Genomic DNA, 18,909 nt, shown 5'->3' on the forward strand with positions numbered 1-18,909 from the left:
GCTCAGTAGACCGGCGTGCGGCAGGGCGGGTAGGGCGGCGCGCCGCAATAGCCGGGGCCGTAGACCGGACGCGGCGGAGGCGGCGGCGGGTAGTAGGCCGGGGGCGGGGGCGGCGCGTAGTAATAGGTCTTGGGCTGGGTCGCGGCGGTGACCGCCGAACCGACCAGCGCGCCGGCCACAAGGCCGCCGATCAGGGCGCCGGTGGAATTCCCGGCCCTCGCGGGCAGGCTGGCAGCGGTGAGGGCCGGCAGGGCGATGGCCACGGCCAGCGCAAGGCGCAGCGGCGTTCGAAGAAGGCTCATCTTCCACCTCGTGCGAATCGACACACTGACTATCGCCCAGCCCGCACGGCCGGACAAGGTGGTGGAACCTTGGGCCCGCAGCCGACGAGCCGGCGAGGCAAAAATACGGCGCCGGCAGGGCAACGCGCTCCAGCATCCGCACAAGTATTTGTAATATAAAGTCTATTCGCTGCGCGCCAATATCGGGCGCCGCAAGGTAATGCGCCATTTTAGCCGCGTTCGCGCGCGATCATCGTCTCCGGTTGGCGAACCATACCGCGCGTGGTGCATTACCACGGCGGACCCGCCGCGCAGGCGAGCGGGAGACAGTGGAGGTTCTAGTGGACAGACGAGGTTTTCTGCTCGGTCTTGCCGGTGTCGCCGGTGCCGGTGCCGCCGCCAGCCTGATGCTCTCGCCGGCGCAGGCGACCGTTCTCGGCCGGCTGCGTGACCTGCCCCCCGCCGCGCGTCCGCCCATGCCGTCCGAGCCCGACGCCGATCTCGACACTCTGGCCGAGAACGGCGAAGGAGCGGCCGGCATGACGCCGGATGGCACGCCCGTCGACAGCGTGCAGTACTGGCGCCGTCCGCCCCGGCGTCGCCGGCGCGTCTGCGGCTGGCGCCGCAACCGCTGGGGCCGTCCGATCCGGCGCTGCTGGTATGTCTGGCGCTGACGCAGCCCGCCGCTGAACCGACGAAAGGGCGCGGATCATTTCCGCGCCCTTTTTCATCGGCGACCCTGTGGATGAGGCTTCGACGCCTGCGCCTTGGGAGAGGCGGGCGATGAGGTTCAGGGACAGCGCGGCGTGGAGGGGATGGTGCCGCTTGTCAGACTCGAACTGACGACCTCCGCATTACGAATGCGATGCTCTACCAACTGAGCTAAAGCGGCACGCGCGGCTCTGATAAACGCGAAGGCCCTTCATTTCAAGCATTGCCTCGAAGGAGCTGTGCAGCCGCCTCCCGGCCTCAGCCCCATGGCCCGCGCCGCGTGCCGCCCTCGCGCTCGCCTGGCCGGCCGCGACCCCAGACATTGCTGGAAGGACGCGCGCCCGCCACCGGGCCGCGATCCCACGCCCCGGAAGTCGCACCAGAAGTCGCCCCCGCGCTCGCGCCGGCAGCCGGAGCGGACGCGCCGCCGGCCCATCCGCCAGCCGCGCCCATCTCGCGGGCCAGCGCCTGCAGCGCGGCGATGCGGTTCTCGGTTGCCGGGTGGGTGGAGAACAGACTGTCCATCCGCTCGCCGGACAGGGGGTTGATGATGAACATGTGCGCCGTCGCCGGATTGTGCTCGGCCGGCATGTTAGGGATGGCGTGCGCGGCGTTCGAAATCTTGGCCAGCGCCGAGGCGAGCCAGAGCGGCTGGCCGCAGATCTCCGCGCCCGTGCGGTCGGCGACATATTCGCGCGAACGCGACACCGCCATCTGCACCACCATGGCGGCGAGCGGGGCGAGGATCATCATCGCGATGGTGCCGATGACGCCGAACGGATTGTTGTTGTTGCGCCCGCCGCCAAAGAACATGGCGAAATTCGCCAGCATCGAGATGGCGCCGGCCAGCGTCGCGGTGATCGTCATGGTCAGCGTGTCGTAATGCTTGATGTGGGCCAGCTCATGCGCCATCACGCCGGCCACTTCCTCGCGCGACAGCGAATTGATGAGGCCCGTGGTCGCCGCCACCGCCGCGTTCTCGGGGTTGCGACCGGTGGCGAAGGCGTTGGGCTGCGGGTTCTCGATGATGTAGACGCGCGGCATGGGAAGCTCCGCGCGGGCGGCCAGCGCCTCCACCATGCCGTAGAAATCCGGCGCGCTGGTCCGGTCGACCTCGCGGGCGCCGTACATGGACAGCACCATGCGGTCGGAATTCCAGTAGCTGAACAGGTTCATGCCGGCGGCGACCAGCAGCGCCACCACCATGCCGGTCTGGCCGCCCAGCATGAAGCCGACACCCATGAACAGCGCGGTCATGCCAGCCAGCAGGATCGCCGTGCGGAAATAGTTCATCGTTCCCTCGTGCCCGGCCGCGCCTGCGGCCTGTTCACGCTACGAAATGGGAAGCGGGTGCGGACCCTTCAAGTTCGCCGCGCGCACGCGGCGTGCCTGACCCGCGCCGCGCCGCCTTGACGGGCACGGCCGGGCGATGGTTCCAATGCGCAGATGACGAAGACGGACATGACCACCGCTGCGGGCACGCCGGCGCCTGCCACCACGTCCGGCCGCCCGCTCAGCCCGGCGGCCCAGCGGGCGCTCGCCGAAGCGGCCGAGCGCCGCGCCGCCAGCCAGCCCTTCGCCGGGCCGAAGGAGATCGACGGCCGCGACGGGCCCGAGCCGGTGCGCTACGGCGACTGGGAAGTGAAGGGCATCGCCTCGGATTTCTGATGGCGTGGCAGCTAATTACCTGTCTGGAGTCGCGAATCTTTTTGCGGGTTCTTCCCTTTGGCGTTCCGTGCTCTTCTGCGGCGGGTTCGCAGCCTCCGCTGGGTGGACGCGCGGTACCTAAGGGAGGGCAAGATGCCGACAAGGCTCGACTGCTGCTGCGCCACCGCGCATGAAGGCGACTGCAACGAAGCGCGGGGCATCAACCGGCGCCTGTTCATGGCCACGGCGGTCGCGGCCGGAGTGGCCGGCCCGGCCGGATTCTCCCTTTCCTCCGCCCAGGCGGCCACCGGCCTGCCCGAGGGCAAGGCCGCATTCATGGAGGAGGCGACGCGCCTTGCCATCGAATCGGTCGAGAAGGGATGGGGCGGTCCCTTCGGCGCCGTGATCGTCAAGGACGGCGAGATCATCGGCCGAGGCCAGAACCGCGTGCTGCTCACCGGCATTCCCGTCTTCCACGCCGAGATCACCGCCATCATGGACGCCTCGGCCCGCCTCAACCCCAAGGCGCTCCTGGGCAGCGACTATGGCGCCGGCACCATCCTGGAGATGATCCCCCGCGAGCCCGGCTCGCCCGACCCCGTGCCGGAGCGGGCACGCATGCTCAAGGGCTGCGAGATCTACATCAACGGCGCCCCCTGCCCGATGTGCATGAGCGCGATCTACTGGTCCCGCATCGACCACGTCTATTTCGCCGCGAGCCTGAAGGACACCAGCGCCATCGGCTTCGACGACGCCTTCCAGTACGAGGACTTCGCCAAGCCGTGGGGCGAGCGGCGCATCGCCGTCACCGAGAATTTCGAACGCGAGACCGGGCTGAAGGCCTACAAGGCCTGGATGGACAAGAAGGACCGGCACCCCTACTGAGCCTAGTCCTCGGGGGCGCCCGGCCTGTCCCGGCGCAGCGCCTTGACGCCGGAACGCTTGGCCTTGCCCTCCAGCCGCCGCAGCTTCGAGCCCAGCGTCGGGCGCGTCGGGCGGCGGACCACCGGCACGATGGCGGCCTCCTGCACCATCTCGACGAGGCGGGCGAGCGCGTCGGCGCGGTTCTGTTCCTGCGTGCGGTAGCGCTGCGCCACCAGCACGATGACGCCTTCCTTGGTGAGGCGGCGCCCGGCGATGCGCTCCAGCCGTTCCTTCACCGCCTCGGGCAGGGTCTTTGAGCCGCGCACGTCGAAGCGAAGCTGCACCGCGCTCGACACCTTGTTGACGTTCTGCCCGCCGGGGCCGGAGGCGCGCACGAAGCTTTCGACGATCTCCTCCTCGTCGAGCCAGAGGCGCGGCGTGACCGGGATCATGGCCGGCCTGTCACACGGGCGCGGTCATGGCGGCGCCCCGCCGTCGATGGCGTCGAGCCGCTCGCGCACGCGGTCGAGTTCGACCAGCGTCGCCGAGATCTGCGCGCTGAGCTCCTTCGTCAGCCGCCGCGCCGCGTCGGGATAGCTCTCCAGCGTGCGCAGGAACACGTTGCGCGGCACGCGCAGCACCTCGGCGGCGGTGATGGCGGTAGCGGTCGCCGGGCGGCGCGTCTCGGTCAGCAGCGCCATCTCGCCGAGCAGCGTCGCCGGGCCGACCCGCGCCGCCTGGCCGGTCCGGCGGGCGAGCCGGGGATCCTCGCGCCCGACCGCAAAGGCCCCGCTGCGCACGACATAGGCGCAATCGGCCACCTCGCCCTCGCGGAACAGGGTGTCACCCGAGCCGAGGTGGAAATGCTCCACGCTGATCGCGATGACGCGCAGCGCCTCACGGCCGATCAGGGCCAGAGTCGGTACACGTTCCAGGAAGGCGATATCGTCCTCGATGGACATTCGGCAGGCGAAACTCCACGGCGGGACGAATCATCGCCCCGCTCAGGGCAGCAATTTGTAGCCTCCGGCCTCCGTGGCAAGGAGGTTGGGATGCGAAGGGTCTTTCTCGATCTTCTGACGCAGGCGATAAATATGCGTCTCAAGCGTATGCGTCGTCACGCCCGAATTGTAGCCCCACACTTCCTGCAGAAGTATTTCCCGCGCGACCGGCTTCTTGCCAGCGCGATACAGGTAACGAAGTATGGCCGTCTCCTTCTCGGTGAGGCGTATCTTCGAGTTGCGCTCCGTCACCAGCAGCTTGGCGCCGGGGCGGAACGTGTAGGGCCCGATGGTGAACACCGCGTCCTCGCTCGCCTCGTGCGAGCGCAGCTGGGCGCGGATGCGCGCCAGCAGCACCGCGAAGCGGAAGGGCTTGGCCACATAATCGTTGGCGCCCGCCTCCAGCCCCATGATGGTGTCGCTGTCGGTGTCGTGGCCGGTCAGCATGATGACGGGGGCCTTGAAGCCGCCCTGCCGCATCACCCGCACCGCCTCGCGCCCGTCCCTGTCGGGCAGGCCGACATCCATCAGAACGAGGTCGACGCGCTGGCCGTCCACCGCCTGGATGGCGGCCTGCGCGGAATCGGCGGCCACCACCTCGAACTCGTCGTAGAGCGAGAGCTGCTCGACCAGCGCGTCGCGCAGGTCCTTGTCGTCGTCGACCACCAAAACCCGCTGAGCGTTCGCCATGTCGCCTTCCCGAATTACACTTCCGCCGATGCGCGGTCGCGAGGCACGTGATCCGTGATCCGCCCCGCGTCCACTCTCGCGCGGCGTTGGATGGAACTGCCGCGTGTCCCGGAGTAGGCAGGCGGGGCGCGTTCGGCAAGAGTCGGCGGAGCCGGGCGAAGAGATAGGTGCCGGTTCGTGACGTGATCGTGAATGGAAATCGCGTGAAGAAGAAGCCCTTTCCCGCCGGAGGCCGTGCGAAATCCCCCGGCCCGCGCGCGATGGCGGGCCGGCTGCGGGTGATCGCCCGCACCGGCGACCGCCGGCGCGGCTGGCTGATTCTGGACGGGCGCGCCATGCCGGTGGCGCTGGGACGCGGCGGAATCCGGGCCGACAAGCGCGAGGGCGACGGCGCCACGCCGCGCGGCATCTGGCATCCGCGCGAATTGCGCTACCGCGCCGACCACGGCCTGCGCCCGGCCACCCATCTGCCCGTGCGGCGCACGCGGCGCGAGGACGGCTGGTGCGACGACCCCGCCGACGGACGTTACAACCGCCCGGTGCGCCTGCCCTTCCGGGCCTCGCATGAGGAAATGTGGCGCGCGGACGCGCTCTACGACCTCGTCGTCGTGCTCGACCATAATGAGCGGCCCCGGCAGGCGAAGCGCGGCTCAGCCGTGTTCCTGCACCTCGCGCGCCCCGGCTTCGAGCCGACCGCCGGCTGCGTCGCCTTCCGCCGCGCCGACCTGCGCCGCCTGCTCGCGCGCCTCGGGCCGCGCACGCGGATCGAGATCGTCTAGGAAGGCTCAGCGCCCGCCGAAGATGGCGCTGCCGACCCTGACAAAGGTGGCACCGAGCGCGATGGCGGTCTCGTAGTCGCCACTCATGCCCATGGAGAGCACGTCGAGCCCGTTGCGACGGGCGATCTTGGCCAGCAGGGCGAAATGTGGCGCCGCCGGTTCGTCAGCGGGCGGGATGCACATCAGGCCTTCTATGACGAGCTTGTGCTCCTCGCGGCAGGTCGCGATGAAAGCGTCGGCCTCCTGCGGCACGACGCCGGCCTTCTGCGGTTCCTCGCCGGTGTTGACCTGCACGAGAAGGCGCGGCGGCCGGCGGGCGGGATCTCGCGCCAGCTCCTTCGCCAGCGCGGCGGCGAGCGAGGGCCGGTCCACCGTGTGGATGACGTCGAACAGCTCCAGCGCCTCGCGCAGCTTGTTGGTCTGCAGCGGGCCGATGAGATGCAGTTCGATATCGGGGAAGCGCTCCCGCAATGCCGGCCATTTGGCCTTCGATTCCTGCACCCGGTTCTCGCCGAACAGACGCTGCCCGGCCTCGATCGCCGGCAGGATGCTCTCCGGTCCGAAGGTCTTCGACACCGCGACGAGCTTTACCGAGGCGGGGTCGCGCCCGGCGTCGGCACAGGCCCGAGCAAGGTTGGCGCGCACCTGCGCGAGATGAGCGACCGTTCCGGCAAGAGGCTCCGAGAGTGTCATCGACGACCATTCCATTCCGGCATGCAACGGCATCAAGGACCAACCTTGGCTTGCACGCAGCTTGCAGCCCACTCCGATTTGAGCGTCCGCCGCCGCTCATTTCCTTGCGGCAGCCTTCGCCTTATGGCTAGTTGATGATCGAATACGACATTAGAGCTCCGTCGTGAACGACATCGTTGCCGGTGAGGGGCAGCCTGCGGCGCCACCCCCTCGAAATCCAAAGTTACAGACGGTCAGTCTGCGTGTCCGCCTTCTCGCCATCGCGACGCTGGCCATGGCGTTGCTGATTTCCGAGCGCACCATCAGCCTGGTTCATCTGCACTACGACAACATAGAAGCCGCCCGCGACCGGGTCATGCAGATGCTCGAGACGAGCGTCCAGCACTATGTGGCGACGATCGAAAACGCGCAGTCGGTCATGCAGACGCTCGTCATCGCGGATTCCATCGTCAACGATGTGCTCGTGACGGCCGATGCGCGCGCCACAGAGAACGGCTCCGACCCGAGGGAGGCCGATCCCTCGCTTACCCCCGCCCTGCCGGGCGGATGCCGCGGCTTCGGGCGGGTGACGGAGAGCATACCGGCGATCGATTCGCTGGCCATCGTCGCCCGCAACGGCGTCATCATCTGCGGCACGACACCGGGCAGCGCGGGTCTCGACCTCTCCAGCCGCGATTATTTCCGGATCGCCCTGCGCGGGCTACCCTCGGTGGAGCCGGTCCAGCGCAGCTTTGTCACCGACAGGCCGACCCTCTACGCCGCCCTCCCGATCACCTCGCCCGACGACACGGGCATATCGGGCGTCCTCGTCGCCCGGCTGGGCTCGGACGCGCTGTTCCCTGCGAGCGTCTTCGCCGAGCTCGGCACGGGGACGCAGGCGATCGTCGTCAGCCCGCAGGGCACCGTGGTACAATCCTATCCCGATGGGCTTTACGGGCTCGGGCTCGATCTCAGCAGCGCCACGCCGGTGGCGCGCGCGCTCTCGCGCACGCGCGGAACCGTGCTCGCGCCCGGCCCGGACGGCGTTCAGCGCATCTATGCCTATGCCCGTCTGCCCGGCACCAACATGCATCTGCTGATCGGACTTGATCAGACCCTCGTCCTAGGTCCGGTGGAACGCGCAACCTGGAGCGCCGGCCTGACCATGCTGGCCGCGAGCCTCATCATCCTGCTCGGCCTCGGCCTCGTCGGCGAACGGCTGATCGTGCGGCCGATCCAGTCGCTGTCCGAACGGCTGGTGCGTTTCGGGCGCGGGGAGACCGAGGAGCCCCCGGTGGGCCATTCGCTCATCGTCGAGCTCCAGCCGCTGGTGGCCGCTTTCGAGCATATGGCGCGCGAACTCACCCGGCGCGAGGCGGCGCTGCGCTACGCCAACCGCCGGCTGAACTCGCTCGCCAGTCTCGATCCGCTCACCGGCATACCCAACCGTCGCAGCTTCGACGCCGCGCTGTCGCTGCAATGGAACTCGAACGAGCGGCTGGCCATGCTGATGGTCGACATCGACCGCTTCAAGGCCTTCAACGACCTCTATGGCCATCAGGAGGGCGACCGCTGCCTGCGCCTCGTCGCCCAGGCCTTGAGCTCGACCGTGCGCGGCTCCGACATGGTGGCGCGGCTCGGCGGCGAGGAATTCGCCGTGCTGATGCCCGGCGCTACCCTGCGGGCGGCCGTCGACGTCGCCGAGCGGCTGCGGCAGGCGGTGGAGGGCCTCGCCGTGACGCACCGTGACGGGATGGCGGGCGTCGTCACTGTCAGCATAGGCGCCGCCACCGGCGAGCCAGGTGGCGCGCGTGCCGCCGCCGACCTGGTGGCCGCGGCCGACGACGCGCTCTACGCCGCCAAGCGCGCCGGCCGCAACACGGTGCGTCCGCTGTGCCCGCCCGCCGCCCTCATTGCCGACGCGGCCGAGCGAACGGCCGGCGCGCCTCGCCGCAGTGCAGCGGAAGGTTGACCGGACGCGCGACTTGGTGCCTAGTCCCGCGCCATCAATCCTTTCGCGGCCTCGCTTTCGACGTCCGCCTATCCAAGAAGCCTGTCCATGAGTACCGAGCGCTACAACGCCCGCGAGGCCGAGCCCCGCTGGCAGAAGATCTGGGACGAGCGCGGCATCTACCGCACGCGCAACGACGACACGCGTCCCAAATACTATGTGCTCGAGATGTTTCCCTACCCGTCCGGGCGCATCCACATCGGTCATGGCCGCAATTACGTGATGGGCGACGTAGTGGCGCGCTTCAAGCGGATGAAGGGCTTCAACGTCCTGCACCCGATGGGCTGGGACGCCTTCGGCCTGCCCGCCGAGAACGCCGCCATCGAGCGCAGGACGCATCCCGGCAAGTGGACCTACGAGAACATCGCCACCATGCGCGAGCAGCTCAAGCTGCTCGGCCTGTCGCTGGACTGGTCGCGCGAGATCGCCACCTGCGACCCCGATTATTACGGCGAGCAGCAGCGCATCTTCCTCGACTTCCTCAAGGGTGGCTTCGTCTACCGCCGCGAGAGCGAGGTGAACTGGGACCCGGTCGACAACACGGTGCTCGCCAATGAGCAGGTGATCGACGGGCGCGGCTGGCGCTCCGGCGCGCTGGTCGAACGGCGCAAGCTGGCGCAATGGTTCTTCCGCATCTCCGACGCCTCCGAAGAGCTGCTCGCCGGGCTCGACACGCTGGAGCGCTGGCCCGACAAGGTGCGCCTCATGCAGCGCAACTGGATCGGCCGCTCCGAAGGGCTGCATGTGCGCTTCACGCTGGCCGATGCGCCCGCGACGCTGCCGAGCGAGATCAAGGTCTACACCACCCGGCCGGACACGCTGTTCGGCGCCTCCTTCCTCGCCCTGTCGGCCGGACACCCGCTGACCGAGGCGCTCGCGGCTTCTAACCCGGCGCTCGCCGCCTTCGTCGAGGAATGCCGGCGCGGCGGCACCTCCACCGCCGAGATCGAGACGCAGGAGAAGATGGGCTTCGACACCGGGCTCAAGGTGCGCCACCCGCTCGGCGGGGCGGACCTGCCGGTCTACGTCGCCAATTTCGTGCTGATGGAATACGGCACCGGCGCCATCTTCGGCTGCCCGGCGCACGACCAGCGCGACCATGACTTCGCCAGCAAATACGGCCTTCCGATCACCCCGGTGGTGCTGCCGCCCGATGTCGATCCGGCCGCCTTCTCGGTTGCCGACGCGCCCTATGACGGCGACGGCGTGCTGTTCAACTCGCGCTTCCTCGACGGGCTCACGGTACCTGCCGCCAAGGAGAAGGTGGCGCTGACGCTGGAGAACCAGATCCTCGGCAATGCGCCGGTCGGCGAGCGGGCGGTGAATTACCGCCTGCGCGACTGGGGCATCTCCCGCCAGCGCTACTGGGGCTGCCCGATTCCAGTCATCCATTGCGACGGCTGCGGCCCGGTGCCGGTGCCGGAGGACCAACTCCCCGTGCGGCTGCCGGAGGACGTGACCTTCGACCAGCCCGGCAACCCGCTCGACCGCCATCCCACCTGGAAGCATGTCGACTGCCCGAAATGCGGGGCGCCCGCCCGGCGCGAGACGGATACCATGGACACCTTCGTGGATTCCTCCTGGTACTTCGCCCGCTTCGCCTCCGAGCCCGGCACCGCGCCGCTGCAGAAGACCGCCGCCGACCAGTGGCTGGCTGTCGACCAGTATATCGGCGGCATCGAGCACGCGATCCTGCACCTGCTCTATTCGCGCTTCTTCGTCCGCACGCTGAAGAAGCTCGGCCGCGTCTCGGTCGCCGAGCCCTTCGCCGGCCTGTTCACGCAGGGCATGATCGTCCACGAGACCTACAAGGACACGGAAGGCCGCTGGCTGTTCCCCGAGGAGGTCGAGCGCGACGGCGAGGGCCGCCCGGTCAAGGTCGGAACCGGCGAACCGGTGACCATCGGCGCGCCCGAGAAGATGTCGAAGTCCAAGAAGAACGTGGTGCCGCCGGAGATCGTCGCCGACACCTACGGCGTCGACTGCGCGCGCTGGTTCATGCTCGCTGACACCCCGCCCGAGCGCGACAGCGAGTGGACCAGCGCCGGCATCGAGGGCGCCTGGCGCTTCGTGCAGCGCATCTGGCGCCTCGTCGGCGAGACGGTCGCGCTGGCGCCGGAAACGGTGGCGCGCCCCGCTGATTTCGGACCCGAATCGACGGCTCTGCGCCGCGCCGCGCACCGCCTCGCCGCACAGGTGGAGGAGGATGTCGAGCGCCTGCGCTTCAATGTCGCCGTCGCCCGCGTGCACGCCTTCGCCAATGTGTTCGGCGACGCGCTGGTCGCCGCCCGAAAGGGCGAGGTGACACCCGATATCGCCTTCGCGCTGCGCGAGGCCGCGATTTTCCTCGTCGGGGTCGTGGCGCCCATGGTGCCGCATCTGGCGGAGGAATGCTGGACCGTGCTGGGCGGCGAGGGCCTTGTCGCCGAGGCACGTTGGCCCTCCGTCGAGCCGGATCTGCTCGCCGACGACACCGTTACGCTGCCGATTCAGATCAACGGCAAGCGGCGCGGCGAAATCGTGGTCCCGAAGGAAGCCAGCCCCGCCGAAGTCGAGAAGGCCGTGCTCGAACTCGAACTTGTGGCGCAGGCACTCGACGGACGCGCTCCAAAGCGTATCATCGTGGTGCCGCAGAGGATTGTGAATGTCGTCGCCTGACCGGATGAACCCGATGCACTCCCGCCGCCGCCTTCTCGGCCTCGCCTGCGCGGGGATGCTCGCCATCTCCACCGCCGGCTGCTTCCAGCCCATGTATGCGGAGACCACGCCGGGCGCGGGCCCGGTGCTGGATCAGCAGTTCAAGGACATGGAGATCGCCTTTGCCGAGGGACGCGTCGGCAACGAGGTCCGCAACGACCTGATCTTCGCCCTTACCGGCGGCTCCGGCAATCCGGTCGGCGCACCCTACCGGCTGCTGCTCAACGTCTCCAGCACCACCAGCGAAGCTGCGGTGGTGAGCCCGCTCACCGGCCTGCCGGAAGTCGAGCTCGTCACCGTCGATGTCGGCTGGCGGCTCTACGACGTCGGCAATCTCAAGACGCCGGTGGCGAGCGGCAAGGCGGTCGGCAAGGCCTCGCTCGACAGCGGCTATCAGCGCTTCGCCCGCGCCCGCGCCATTCGCGATGCGGAGAACCGCTCCTCCGGCGTGGTCGCCGAGCAGATCCGCACCCAGCTCGCCTCCTATTTCCTGACCCGCGCGCCGAAGAGCTGATCCGCGCCATGGTCGCGGTCCGGCCCGGCGACGTCGAGGCGACGCTCTCCCGCATCGACCCGCTGCGTCCGTTGCTGCTGCTGTTCGGCCCGGACAGCGGACTGGCGCGCGAGCGCGCCCGCGCCTATCTCGCGCGCGCCGCGCAAGGATCCGACGACCCGTTCGGCATCGTGCGGCTCGACGGCGACGAGATCGCCGGCGACCCCGGCCGCCTCGTCGACGAAGCCGCCACCCTGGCGCTGTTCGGCGGCCGGCGCGTCGTCTCGCTCCGGGTCGGCTCGCGCAATGTCGCCCCGGCGGTGGAGGCGCTGCTCGCCGCCCCGCCCTCCGGCGCCGTGGTGGTGATCGAGGCCGGCGACCTCAAGCGCGGACAGGGTCTGCGCGCCCTGTGCGAGAATTCGCCCCATGCGCTCGCCATCGCCTGCTACGCCGACACCGACCGCGACCTGACCCGGCTGATCGACACCATGACGGCGGAGGCCGGCATCGCCATCGACCGCGACGCGCGGGCCGAGCTGATGGGGCTGCTCGGCAGCGACCGCATGGCCTCGCGCGGCGAGATCGGCAAGCTGCTGCTCTATGCCGCCGGCGAGCCGCGCGTGACGCTGGAGCACGTACGCGCCATCGTCGGCGACGCCTCCAGCCTCGCTTTGGACGAGATCGCCGATGGCGCCTTCGCCGGCCAGCCGGAGGAGACGGCCGGCGCCTTCGCGAAAGCCACCGGGGAAGGCATGCGCGCCGACATTATCCTCGGCTCGGTGTGCCGGGCGGCGCAGACGCTGCACGTCATGCGGCTCGGCATCGAGGCCGGTGGAAGTGTCGAGCGGGCGATAGAAGGCACCCGCCCGGCGATCCATTTCCGGCGCAAGCCTTTGATTGAAAAAGCACTTCGGGGTTGGACGGCGGCCCGGCTGGAAACCGCCCTGCTGGCGCTCGACGACGCTCTGCTCGCCGCACGTCGCAACGCGACGCTGGGGCCGGCCATCGCCGAGCGGGCACTGCTGCAGGTCGCCGGGCAGGCGCGGCGCGGCTGAAACCCGAAAGCTTCAGGAACCCGCGAGCTTCCGACACACCTCGTCGAGCTGGTCGAGCGAGGAATAACGGATGCGCAGTTCGCCCGCCTCGCCCTCGTGCTTCAGCACGACCTGGAGGCCGAGCGCGTCGGAGAGCTTGCGCTGCAGCGCCGCCGTGTCGGCGTCGAGGGCGGCCGGCACCTTCGCCTTGCGCGCCGGCTTGCCGGCGGCTTCCGCCTTGGCGACGTTCAGCTCCTGCGCCAGCGCCTCGATGGCGCGCACATTCATGCCCTGCTCGACGATGGCGCGCGCCAGCGTCTCGGGATCGTCCTGGGTCAGCAGCGCGCGGGCGTGGCCGGCCGAGAGGCGGCCGTCGGCGAGATAGGTCTTCACCGTTTCCGGCAGGCGCAGCAGGCGCAGCGTGTTGGCGACATGGCTGCGGCTCTTGCCGATGACGCGGGCGAGGTCGTTCTGCGAATAGCCGAACTGGTCGGCCAGAGCCTGATAGCCGGCCGCCTCTTCCAGCGGATTGAGGTCGGCGCGCTGGACATTCTCGATGATGGCGATCTCGAGCGCCTCGCGGTCGTTGACCTCGACGACGACGATCGGCACCTCGTGGATGCCGGCGCGCTGGGCGGCGCGCCAGCGGCGCTCGCCGGCGACGATCTCATAGGCGTCGCGCTCGCCCGCCACCTGGCGCACGACGATGGGCTGGATGATGCCGCGCTCGTGGATGGACGCGGCGAGATCCTCGAGATCCTGCTCGCCGAAGCTGCGGCGCGGGTTGCGCGGATTGGCGCGCAGGAAGGCCAACGGCACCTTGCGGGCGCCGAAATTCGAGCGGCCGCGATCGTTGGCCGCCGAGCTATCCTCGCCCATGTCACCGATCAGCGCCGCCAGACCGCGCCCGAGCCGCGAACGTCCGCCATCTTCCGCCATCGCCATCACGGCTCCCTTATGCCGCCCGCAGCGCGCGCTCGCGCTGGATTATTTCGGATGCGAGACGAAGATAGGCCTGCGAGCCCACGCATTTGAGATCGTAAAGCAGCACCGGCTTGCCGTAGGACGGCGCCTCGGAGACGCGCACATTGCGCGGGATGATGGTCTCGTAGACCTTCTCGCCCATGAACTGGCGCACATCCTCCACCACCTGGGTGGAGAGGTTGTTGCGGGCGTCGAACATGGTCAGCACGATGCCATGGATGGAGAGCTGCGGATTCAGCGTGCTGCGCACCTGCTCGACGGTCTTGAGAAGCTGCGACAGACCCTCCAGCGCGAAGAACTCGCATTGCAGCGGCACGAGGATGGCGTTCGACGCCGCCATTGCGTTGACCGTGATCAGGTTCAGCGAAGGCGGACAGTCGATCAGAACGTAGGTGTAATCGATTTCATTCCGGTTCCGATCCGAACTCGGTGCGTTGAGTGCCCGGATGGCGTCGCGCAGCCGATAGGCGCGATCGCGCTCGCCGGCGAGTTCCAGCTCAAGGCCGGATAGGTCCATGGTGGACGGCGCGATATGCAGCCGGGGCACCGCCGTCTCGAGGATAGCCTGACGAAGGCTGACATCGCCGGTCAGCACGTCATAAGTCGAGACGCGCCGGCTGCGCCGGTCGATGCCGAGCCCGGTCGAGGCGTTGCCCTGCGGATCGAGGTCGACGATCAGCACGGTCTCGCCGATGGCGGCCAGCGCGGTGCCGAGATTGATCGCCGTCGTGGTCTTGCCGACGCCGCCCTTCTGGTTGGCGAGCGCGAGAACGCGGGGCACGGGCCGCGGCGCGTTCGGTACGAGCGAAGCCTCATCCGTCATGGTGTCGACCCTGCTGGGTTGGGCGTCGCGCCCGATGATGTCGGTCTCAGCGGCTCAGCCGCCCGAACGATCAGGACATGGCCGTTTCTGTCGGTCCAGCTGCCCTTGATCTCGGTTTGAATCTTCCAAGATTTAGAGGCTTCGGTCAATTCGTTATCAACATCTTGTCCCTTGAGGAACAGGCCCATTGCTCCCTGCGCAAGGAAAGGGGCGGCCAGTTCCAGCAGTCTGGGGAGAGGTGCAAGGGCGCGGGCGGAGACGATCTCGACACCTGCTGCGATCCGCGGCCCGACCTGCTCGATCCGTGCCGGCAGCACCGTCACCGGCAACTCCGCGATGCGCGCCGCCTCCCGCAGAAAGGCCGCCTTGCGGCTGTCGCTCTCCACCAGCGTGATGTCGGCGCCCGGCCGCTCGGCGAGCGCCGCCGCCACGACGAGACCGGGAAAGCCGCCGCCCGAGCCGAGATCGACCCAGCGCGTCGCCTCCCCCGCGAGCGGCACGAGCTGGAGCGAGTCGGCGACATGGCGCGTCCACAGCACCGGCAGCGTGGCGGGGGCCACCAGATTGATGGTGCGCTGCCATTTGCGCAGCAGGGCGACGATGGCGTCGAGCCGCTCCGCCGTTTCACGTGAAACAGGGGCGAGCTTCAGCGCTTGGGCGCGGTCTTCGGCAGACGAATCGGCGTCGGTCATGTCGCATCCTAGCGCGGCGCGGGTCAACGCGCGCGGCGGGCATGGGCGGCCAGAAGCGCCAGCGCGGCCGGCGTCATGCCGTCAATGCGGCTCGCCTGGCCAACGGTACGGGGCCGAATCGATTCCAGCTTCGCCTTGATCTCGTTCGAGATACCGGCGAGGTCGCGGTAATCGACCTCCGGCAACTCGGCCGCCTCATCCCGGCGGAAGGAAGCGATGTCGGCCTCCTGCCGATGCAGATAGACCGCATATTTGGCGTCGATCTCCACCTGCTCGCCGAGCCGCGCCTCTTCGCCCGCCACCTCCGGCCAGATACGGGAGATATCGGCCCAGCCGACATGCGGGTAGGACAACAGATCGAAGGCGGTGCGGCGCTGGCCGTCACGATTGAGCTTCAGCCCGTGCCGGTCGCCCTCGTCCGGCGTCAGCGATACCGAGCGCGCCCAGCCGCGCAGCCGCTCCAGCGACGCCCGCTTCTCGCCGAAGCGCCGCGCCCGCTCCGCCCCGACGAGGCCGAGCGCCTCGCCCTTCCCGGTGAGGCGCTGGTCGGCATTGTCGGCGCGCAGCGACAGGCGGTATTCGGCGCGCGAGGTGAACATGCGGTAGGGCTCGCTGACCCCGCGCGTGACAAGATCGTCGATCATTACGCCGATATAAGCCTGCGCCCGATCGAAGGTTGCGCCCTCCTGCCCGGCCGCCCGGCGTGCCGCGTTCAGCCCGGCGACCAGCCCCTGCGCCGCCGCCTCCTCGTAACCGGTAGTGCCGTTGATCTGGCCGGCGAGGAAAAGCCCCCTCGCCTTGCGCAGCTCCAGCGTCGGCTCCAGCTCTCGGGGATCGACGTGGTCGTACTCGATGGCGTAGCCTGGCCGCAGCATGCGCACCCGCTCCAGCCCGGGGATGGTGGCGAGCAGCGCGAGCTGCACCTCTTCCGGCAGCGAGGTGGAAATGCCGTTGGGATAGACGGTGGGGTCGTCGAGCCCCTCCGGTTCCAGGAAAATCTGGTGCCCCTCGCGCTCGCCGAAACGGACGATCTTGTCCTCGATAGACGGGCAGTAGCGCGGGCCGACGCTGCGGATGTTGCCGGAGTACATGGCCGAGCGTGCGATGTTGGCGCGGATCACCTCGTGCGTCGCGTCGGTCGTGCGGGTGATGCCGCACTTCACCTGCGGGTTGGTGATCGCCTCGGTCAAGGTCGAGAATGGTTCCGTCGGCGAATCGCCTTCCTGCATCTCCAGCCCGGCCCAGTCGATCGTGCGCCCATCGAGGCGCGGTGGCGTGCCGGTCTTGAGGCGCCCCAGCGAGAGGCCCAACGTGGCGAGCGAGCCGGACAGGCCCCGCGCCGGAGCCTCCCCCATCCGCCCCGCCGGCATCTGGCGGTCGCCAATATGGATCAGCCCATTGAGGAAGGTGCCAGTGGTAATGACCACGGCACCCACGAACACGACCCGCCCGTCCGCCAGCACAAGCCCGGTGACGCGGCCGCCGTCGAGAATCAGCCGGTCGGCCTCGCCCTCCAGCACCGACAGGTTCGGCTGCGAATCGATCTCCTGCTGCATCGCCTGCGCGTAGAGGCGCCGGTCTGCCTGGGCGCGCGGGCCGCGCACGGCCGGGCCCTTGCGCCGGTTCAGCACGCGGAACTGGATGCCTCCCCGGTCCGCGACGCGGCCCATCAGCCCGTCCAGCGCGTCGATCTCGCGCACGAGATGGCCCTTGCCGAGCCCGCCAATCGCCGGGTTGCACGACATCGCCCCGATGGTCGCGCGCGCGTGGGTGACGAGCACGGTGCGTGCACCCAGCCGCGCGGCGGCGGCGGCGGCTTCGGTGCCGGCATGGCCGCCGCCGATGACGGCGACATCGAAGGAAAGATCAGGTGTGCTCATGCGGAGGGCGGACCGGAAATGAGGGAGCGGGGGGCGCCGGCGCTTTACGATGCACGGGCGGCGCCCTGTTGAAGCCATCCTATCGCCGCCCCGTCAAGCGTCGCCGCCTCGGGCACGAAGAGGTCATCCCATCGGCAGACCCGCCGAGCCTGATTCACGTGAAACATTTCGTTTACGAATCGGAGCCCGCCGGTCCGATGTTTCACGTGAATCCTCCCTCGACGGACGGGCCGGCACGATCGGCGCGACGGTCTATTTGCCGATGCAGAATTCGCGGAACACCACGTCGAGCAGATCCTCGACGCCGATGCTGCCGGTCATCCGTCCGAGGGCCCGGCCGGCGAGACGCAGCTCCTCGGCGATGAGCTCGTCGTCGAGCGTCGCCCATTCGGCAAGCGCCGCGCGCAGATGGCCGGCCGCCTCCTGCGCGCTGGTCCGGTGCCGCTCGCGGATGAGCGCGGGATGCTCGGCACCCCGCGCACGCTCCGCCACGAAGACGGCGAGCGCTTCGGTGAGCCCTTCGAGCCCCAAGCCGTCGCGGGCCGAGACCGCGAAACGACGCGTCGCCCATTCGGCCTCCGGCGCGACGCCAGGTGAGGCCGCGTCGATCTTGTTCGCCAGCAGCCAGAGCCCGGCGCCCTCCCCCGCGTCGATATCCGGTCGCGCTTGAGGCGGCGCGCCGGTCGACACGTCGTGCACCCACAAAACGAGGTCCGCTTGCGCGATCCGGACGCGGGCGCGGCGGATGCCTTCGGCCTCGACCTTGCCCTCGGCCTCGCGCAGGCCGGCTGTGTCGATCAGCGTCACCTTCTGGCCTCCGAGATCGAGCGCCACTTCCAGCACGTCGCGCGTGGTGCCCGGTTCGTCCGAGACGATGGCGACGTCGCGCGCCGCGAGCGCATTGATGAGCGAGGACTTGCCGGCATTGGGACGCCCGGCGATGGCAATGGCCGCGCCCTCGCGCACCATCGCGCCGCGCCGGTCAGCCAGAGCCGCCTCGAGCGCGCCGAGCAGCGCCTCGACGTTCGGCCGCGCCAGCGCGCGGGCTTCCGCCGGCACGTCGTCCTCATCCGCGAAGTCGATCCCGGCCTCCACCAGCGCCATGGCGCGGATGAGCCGGGCGCGCCACCCCTCCACCTGCCGGCCGAGATGACCAAAGGCATGCGCGAAGGCGAGGCGGCGCTGCCCCTCCGTCTCGGCGGCGATGAGATCGGCAAGACCCTCGGCCTCCGTCAGGTCCATCCGCCCGTTAAGGAAAGCGCGCCGGGTGAATTCGCCCCGCTCGGCGGGACGAACCCCCGGCACCGCGAACAGCGCCGCCAGCACGGCGGCAACCGTGGCACGCCCGCCATGGATCTGCAGTTCCGCCATGTCCTCGCCGGTGGCACTGCGAGGTCCGGGAAACCAGAGCGCCAGGCCCTCATCCAGCCGCTCGCCCGTCCGGGGATCGGCGAGGCGGGCAAGGCTGGCGCGGCGCGGTTCCGGCAGCCGCCCGGTCAGCGCACGAACCGCCTCCCCCGCCGCCGGGCCGGAGATGCGGATCACCGCCACCGCCCCACCCGATCCGGAAGAGACCGCCGCTATGGTGGCGTCGGCGACGCGGGAGTTTGTGCTTTCCTGCTGCGAACTCACGAGCTACGCCCTATCTGC

19 protein-coding genes and 1 tRNA gene are annotated in these 18,909 nt (G+C 69.4%); 8 read left to right on the forward strand and 12 right to left on the reverse strand.

All coding sequences use genetic code 11. From position 1 onward, the window contains the following. Positions 1-2: 2 nt before the first annotated feature. Positions 3-302 (reverse strand): hypothetical protein, encoded by a 300-nt coding sequence (locus MWN33_RS01810; RefSeq protein ID WP_247198357.1) that lies wholly within the window; start codon positions 300-302, stop codon positions 3-5. A 320-nt stretch (positions 303-622) separates the two neighbouring features. On the opposite strand from MWN33_RS01810, the gene MWN33_RS01815 reads away from it, so the two are divergent. After that, entirely contained in the window at positions 623-955 is a 333-nt protein-coding gene (locus MWN33_RS01815; RefSeq protein WP_247198358.1) for a hypothetical protein, read from the forward strand. Between the two features lie 142 nt (positions 956-1,097). Here MWN33_RS01815 and MWN33_RS01820 read toward each other — a convergent pair. Continuing rightward, positions 1,098-1,173, reverse strand: a tRNA-Thr gene (locus MWN33_RS01820). Positions 1,174-1,250: 77 nt separating this feature from the next. Next, the gene (htpX, locus tag MWN33_RS01825; RefSeq protein ID WP_247198359.1) at positions 1,251-2,285 is read right to left on the reverse strand and encodes a zinc metalloprotease HtpX; all 1,035 of its coding nucleotides are present in this window, start codon (positions 2,283-2,285) and stop codon (positions 1,251-1,253) included. 168 nt (positions 2,286-2,453) lie between these two features. On the opposite strand from htpX, the gene MWN33_RS01830 reads away from it, so the two are divergent. Then, the gene (locus MWN33_RS01830; protein WP_247198360.1) at positions 2,454-2,660 is read left to right on the forward strand and encodes a DUF1674 domain-containing protein; all 207 of its coding nucleotides are present in this window, start codon (positions 2,454-2,456) and stop codon (positions 2,658-2,660) included. Between the two features lie 132 nt (positions 2,661-2,792). Then, positions 2,793-3,524: a nucleoside deaminase gene (locus MWN33_RS01835; protein WP_247198361.1), complete on the forward strand. Its 732-nt coding sequence runs from the start codon at positions 2,793-2,795 to the stop codon at positions 3,522-3,524. A 2-nt stretch (positions 3,525-3,526) separates the two neighbouring features. Here the strand turns inward: MWN33_RS01835 and arfB are convergent, their stop codons facing one another. From arfB to MWN33_RS01850, 3 genes are read right to left on the reverse strand one after another with little or no spacing between them, the layout of a single operon-like run. Further along, positions 3,527-3,955: an alternative ribosome rescue aminoacyl-tRNA hydrolase ArfB gene (arfB, locus tag MWN33_RS01840; RefSeq protein ID WP_247198362.1), complete on the reverse strand. Its 429-nt coding sequence runs from the start codon at positions 3,953-3,955 to the stop codon at positions 3,527-3,529. Positions 3,956-3,979: 24 nt separating this feature from the next. After that, positions 3,980-4,465: a cyclic nucleotide-binding domain-containing protein gene (locus MWN33_RS01845; RefSeq protein WP_247198363.1), complete on the reverse strand. Its 486-nt coding sequence runs from the start codon at positions 4,463-4,465 to the stop codon at positions 3,980-3,982. Positions 4,466-4,507: 42 nt separating this feature from the next. Then, positions 4,508-5,194, reverse strand: a complete 687-nt coding sequence (locus MWN33_RS01850; protein WP_247198364.1) for a response regulator transcription factor — start codon at positions 5,192-5,194, stop codon at positions 4,508-4,510. Between the two features lie 182 nt (positions 5,195-5,376). On the opposite strand from MWN33_RS01850, the gene MWN33_RS01855 reads away from it, so the two are divergent. Continuing rightward, the gene (locus MWN33_RS01855) at positions 5,377-5,973 is read left to right on the forward strand and encodes a L,D-transpeptidase family protein (RefSeq protein ID WP_425531963.1); all 597 of its coding nucleotides are present in this window, start codon (positions 5,377-5,379) and stop codon (positions 5,971-5,973) included. A 6-nt stretch (positions 5,974-5,979) separates the two neighbouring features. Here MWN33_RS01855 and MWN33_RS01860 read toward each other — a convergent pair whose 3' ends face one another. Then, positions 5,980-6,666, reverse strand: a complete 687-nt coding sequence (locus MWN33_RS01860; protein WP_247198365.1) for a YggS family pyridoxal phosphate-dependent enzyme — start codon at positions 6,664-6,666, stop codon at positions 5,980-5,982. 274 nt (positions 6,667-6,940) lie between these two features. Here MWN33_RS01860 and MWN33_RS01865 point away from each other — a divergent pair, with 274 nt between their 5' ends. The 4 genes from MWN33_RS01865 to holA all read left to right on the forward strand — a co-directional run bounded on the left by MWN33_RS01865 (position 6,941) and on the right by holA (position 12,901). Beyond that, positions 6,941-8,617, forward strand: a complete 1,677-nt coding sequence (locus tag MWN33_RS01865; protein WP_247198366.1) for a sensor domain-containing diguanylate cyclase — start codon at positions 6,941-6,943, stop codon at positions 8,615-8,617. An 87-nt stretch (positions 8,618-8,704) separates the two neighbouring features. Further along, complete coding sequence (gene leuS / locus MWN33_RS01870; protein ID WP_247198367.1) at positions 8,705-11,314, forward strand: leucine--tRNA ligase; 2,610 nt, start codon at positions 8,705-8,707, stop codon at positions 11,312-11,314. After that, positions 11,301-11,867, forward strand: a complete 567-nt coding sequence (locus tag MWN33_RS01875) for an LPS assembly lipoprotein LptE (protein ID WP_247198368.1) — start codon at positions 11,301-11,303, stop codon at positions 11,865-11,867. Before leuS ends, MWN33_RS01875 begins: the two co-directional genes overlap by 14 nt. 8 nt (positions 11,868-11,875) lie before the next feature. Continuing rightward, positions 11,876-12,901 carry a DNA polymerase III subunit delta gene (gene holA / locus MWN33_RS01880; protein ID WP_247198369.1) on the forward strand — a complete coding sequence of 342 codons (1,026 nt, stop codon included), beginning with the start codon at positions 11,876-11,878 and terminating at the stop codon, positions 12,899-12,901. Between the two features lie 12 nt (positions 12,902-12,913). Here holA and MWN33_RS01885 read toward each other — a convergent pair whose 3' ends face one another. From MWN33_RS01885 to mnmE, 5 genes are all read right to left on the reverse strand, one after another. Then, a complete protein-coding gene (locus MWN33_RS01885; protein WP_247198370.1) occupies positions 12,914-13,825 on the reverse strand; it encodes a ParB/RepB/Spo0J family partition protein in 912 nt (303 codons plus the stop codon). A 10-nt stretch (positions 13,826-13,835) separates the two neighbouring features. Next, the gene (locus MWN33_RS01890; RefSeq protein WP_281493556.1) at positions 13,836-14,687 is read right to left on the reverse strand and encodes a ParA family protein; all 852 of its coding nucleotides are present in this window, start codon (positions 14,685-14,687) and stop codon (positions 13,836-13,838) included. Next, positions 14,684-15,379, reverse strand: coding sequence for a 16S rRNA (guanine(527)-N(7))-methyltransferase RsmG (gene rsmG, locus MWN33_RS01895; protein WP_247198372.1), 696 nt, complete (start codon positions 15,377-15,379; stop codon positions 14,684-14,686). The genes MWN33_RS01890 and rsmG overlap by 4 nt, the downstream gene beginning before the upstream one ends. A gap of 23 nt (positions 15,380-15,402) precedes the next feature. After that, positions 15,403-17,259, reverse strand: a complete 1,857-nt coding sequence (gene mnmG / locus MWN33_RS01900) for a tRNA uridine-5-carboxymethylaminomethyl(34) synthesis enzyme MnmG (RefSeq protein ID WP_247198373.1) — start codon at positions 17,257-17,259, stop codon at positions 15,403-15,405. Between the two features lie 252 nt (positions 17,260-17,511). Next, complete coding sequence (gene mnmE, locus MWN33_RS01905; protein ID WP_247198374.1) at positions 17,512-18,891, reverse strand: tRNA uridine-5-carboxymethylaminomethyl(34) synthesis GTPase MnmE; 1,380 nt, start codon at positions 18,889-18,891, stop codon at positions 17,512-17,514. Positions 18,892-18,909 lie beyond the last annotated feature (18 nt).

The organism is Ancylobacter koreensis (assembly GCF_023016525.1).
In the GTDB taxonomy this organism is placed as follows: Bacteria; Pseudomonadota; Alphaproteobacteria; order Rhizobiales; family Xanthobacteraceae; genus Ancylobacter; species Ancylobacter koreensis.

What these genes read in the sequence shown, in the direction of transcription:
- MWN33_RS01830 (WP_247198360.1), top strand. Translation starts at nt 2,454, where the DNA reads ATGACCACCGCTGCGGGCACGCCGGCGCCTGCCACCACGTCCGGCCGC.
- MWN33_RS01885 (WP_247198370.1), bottom strand. Translation starts at nt 13,825, where the DNA reads ATGGCGATGGCGGAAGATGGCGGACGTTCGCGGCTCGGGCGCGGTCTG.
- holA (WP_247198369.1), top strand. Translation starts at nt 11,876, where the DNA reads ATGGTCGCGGTCCGGCCCGGCGACGTCGAGGCGACGCTCTCCCGCATC.
- MWN33_RS01835 (WP_247198361.1), top strand. Translation starts at nt 2,793, where the DNA reads ATGCCGACAAGGCTCGACTGCTGCTGCGCCACCGCGCATGAAGGCGAC.
- MWN33_RS01860 (WP_247198365.1), bottom strand. Translation starts at nt 6,666, where the DNA reads ATGACACTCTCGGAGCCTCTTGCCGGAACGGTCGCTCATCTCGCGCAG.
- MWN33_RS01865 (WP_247198366.1), top strand. Translation starts at nt 6,941, where the DNA reads ATGGCGTTGCTGATTTCCGAGCGCACCATCAGCCTGGTTCATCTGCAC.
- rsmG (WP_247198372.1), bottom strand. Translation starts at nt 15,379, where the DNA reads ATGACCGACGCCGATTCGTCTGCCGAAGACCGCGCCCAAGCGCTGAAG.
- MWN33_RS01875 (WP_247198368.1), top strand. Translation starts at nt 11,301, where the DNA reads ATGTCGTCGCCTGACCGGATGAACCCGATGCACTCCCGCCGCCGCCTT.
- MWN33_RS01810 (WP_247198357.1), bottom strand. Translation starts at nt 302, where the DNA reads ATGAGCCTTCTTCGAACGCCGCTGCGCCTTGCGCTGGCCGTGGCCATC.
- MWN33_RS01890 (WP_281493556.1), bottom strand. Translation starts at nt 14,687, where the DNA reads ATGACGGATGAGGCTTCGCTCGTACCGAACGCGCCGCGGCCCGTGCCC.
- htpX (WP_247198359.1), bottom strand. Translation starts at nt 2,285, where the DNA reads ATGAACTATTTCCGCACGGCGATCCTGCTGGCTGGCATGACCGCGCTG.
- MWN33_RS01845 (WP_247198363.1), bottom strand. Translation starts at nt 4,465, where the DNA reads ATGTCCATCGAGGACGATATCGCCTTCCTGGAACGTGTACCGACTCTG.
- MWN33_RS01850 (WP_247198364.1), bottom strand. Translation starts at nt 5,194, where the DNA reads ATGGCGAACGCTCAGCGGGTTTTGGTGGTCGACGACGACAAGGACCTG.
- arfB (WP_247198362.1), bottom strand. Translation starts at nt 3,955, where the DNA reads ATGATCCCGGTCACGCCGCGCCTCTGGCTCGACGAGGAGGAGATCGTC.
- mnmG (WP_247198373.1), bottom strand. Translation starts at nt 17,259, where the DNA reads ATGAGCACACCTGATCTTTCCTTCGATGTCGCCGTCATCGGCGGCGGC.
- leuS (WP_247198367.1), top strand. Translation starts at nt 8,705, where the DNA reads ATGAGTACCGAGCGCTACAACGCCCGCGAGGCCGAGCCCCGCTGGCAG.